Raw genomic sequence first — 330 nt, forward strand, 5'->3', positions numbered from 1 at the left:
CTTATGGTTTGTTTTATTATTTCATTCCTCATACTTTAAATGAAATGGTTGATTCGTTGAATCTAAAAGGAGAAGATACGATTGTTTTAGGTGATTTAGCCTTATTTATGCAACAAAGTAAATTACTCATTGTTTTTATTATGTTAGCTGTCATTTTAATACCAACATTTATTTTCTCGTCACTTCATATGAAGATGTTGCATATTGCTTTACACATTGGCGCTATCTTAATTAATTTTGTTTTATGTTTAAGTGTTGTCAGTCGTTTTGATATCGATGCTTTAGAAAAGAAAGAACATTTTAAAAACTTATGTAAGATGGGACTTACAA

At 27.9% G+C, this 330-nt stretch carries 1 protein-coding gene; it reads left to right on the top strand.

Going from position 1 to position 330, the window contains the following annotated elements:
* Positions 1-330: hypothetical protein (locus tag LJD32_RS15155; RefSeq protein WP_227403854.1), on the top strand; the 330-nt coding region annotated here is incomplete at both ends.

It is taken from the genome of Faecalibacillus sp. TM498 (genome assembly GCF_020589955.1).
Taxonomy (GTDB): domain Bacteria; phylum Bacillota_I; class Bacilli_A; order Erysipelotrichales; family Coprobacillaceae; genus Faecalibacillus; species Faecalibacillus intestinalis.